General features: G+C 56.6%; 1 protein-coding gene and 1 pseudogene. Both read right to left on the reverse strand.

The window, feature by feature from the left end; all coding sequences use genetic code 11:
- Positions 1 to 152 precede the first annotated feature (152 nt).
- Positions 153 to 299, reverse strand: coding sequence for a transposase domain-containing protein (locus AC097W_RS20445; protein ID WP_479604483.1), 147 nt, complete (start codon positions 297 to 299; stop codon positions 153 to 155).
- An 11-nt stretch (positions 300 to 310) separates the two neighbouring features.
- Positions 311 to 718 (reverse strand): annotated as a pseudogene (locus tag AC097W_RS20450) (IS66 family transposase); the annotation flags it as partial.
- Positions 719 to 1,260 lie beyond the last annotated feature (542 nt).

The raw sequence follows: 1,260 nt of genomic DNA on the forward strand, positions 1-1,260 counted from the left end.
TATCGGTCACGATCCCCGGAATCGTCGGTCACGATCGCGGAATCCCAGATTTACCCCGTTTCGGGGCATCGGTCACGATCAGCGGAATGACCGGTCACGATCCTCCGGAATACCCACCATATTGACCGCGGCCCTGCGACTGTGGTTTACGGTCAGGCGGACGATGTTGGCGGCTGCCAGCGATGCGGCAGCAACTCGCCGATCATGCTGTTGCGCTGGGTTGGCAGGCGGGTCAGCACATCTTTCAGATAGGCATACGGATCATGCCCATTGAGCTTGGCGCTCTGGATCAAACTCATGATGGCAGCACCACGCTTGCCCTATGCGTTTTACCGGTGCCGGGCTTGAGCATCTGTACCGGGGTTTCATCAGCATGCACCACGCTGTGGCTCAGAATCTCGGCCTTAAGGGCATCGACCAAGGGTTGCAACTGCACCCCGCAACTACCCACCCAGGAGCCCATTGTGGAACGGGGGATTGCCAAACCGGCACGACCAAAGATGGCCTCCTGGCGATACAGCGGCAAGTGATCCGCAAACTTGGCTACCAGCACCTGGGCCAGCAGACCCGCAGTGGGGATGCCCTTATCGATAACATGCGCGTCCACTGGCGCCTGGGTCAATGTCTCGCACTGGGCACAAGCCCATTTACCGCGGATGTGACGCTCCACGCTGAACACACCGGGCACGTAGTCCAGCTTCTCGGCCACGTCTTCATGCGTAGGCTTCATGCAGAGGGTGGCTGACTTCTTCGAGGTTGGCTCGTTGGGCCATGATATTTCTTTCTGTGACGAGACCCCTGACAAGGGGGGCCTCCGGCGGCCTGGCAGGGGCCTGTTTAAAAAATCCCCAGAACCAAGAACCGCCAGGTTCAATGCTCAGGGAAATTACAGAAAGGATGTTGCACTAACGCGACATTCCCCCTGCCGAAGCTGAAGAAAATTACTATCGGCAATTAACCGGTCAAACCGCCACAACGGAATGACTTAAACCAACTGGCCTCCTTGAAACCCGGGGCGATTCAGTGTGCACGTGTCCACCTTATTGAAGTGGACACCATGCTCCCTACTATTGCCGCCAACTACAAGATGGGTTCACCGCGCGCTTACGTCAAATAGCCTTTAAGGCGGCTAACAAAAAAGCAAAAAAAAACGCCCAGTCACGTGACTGGGCGTTTCACTGTAATAGCCTGACGATGACCTACTTTCACACGGGGATCCGCACTATCATCGGCGCAGAGGCGTTTCACTGTCCTGTTCGG

It is taken from the genome of Rhodoferax sp. GT1R46, assembly GCF_056521285.1.

Bases quoted from the DNA above. Each gene is read 5' to 3' on its own strand.
- AC097W_RS20445 (WP_479604483.1), bottom strand. From the start codon at position 299: ATGAGTTTGATCCAGAGCGCCAAGCTCAATGGGCATGATCCGTATGCC.